This is a genomic window from Vibrio sp. T20, assembly GCF_007858795.1.
Taxonomy (GTDB): domain Bacteria; phylum Pseudomonadota; class Gammaproteobacteria; order Enterobacterales; family Vibrionaceae; genus Vibrio; species Vibrio satsumensis.
This window is the reverse complement of record NZ_VFEB01000210.1, coordinates 1-287: the sequence shown is the minus strand read 5'-3', so window position 1 is coordinate 287 and position 287 is coordinate 1. Positions and strand designations below refer to the sequence as shown.

At 39.0% G+C, this 287-nt stretch carries 1 pseudogene; it reads right to left on the bottom strand.

Annotated features, from left to right (window positions below):
• A pseudogene (locus FTW16_RS21435) lies at positions 1 to 287 on the bottom strand (hybrid sensor histidine kinase/response regulator); the annotation flags it as partial.

Here is a 287-nt window from a genome sequence, read left to right as displayed (position 1 = left end):
ATTGACCATTAGCCTATTAATGAGTTGTTGAAGTAGCTCAGCCTCGGGCATCATATGTTGTTCGGTGATTTCTTCAGCGGAGATTGATAGCTCAAAAACCTCCGACATTTGAAACTCTGCGGCGATACTTTTTACTGCTTGTAAGGTGTCGTAGAGTTCATCAGGTTCTGAATCAGAAAATATCTTTATTAATTGATCAATTTCGTTCTCTAACTTATTGACCAGAGTTCTTAAACATTCAAGCTTCTCGCTGGCTTTAAGCTCTTCGCCAATTAGTAATTGGCAGA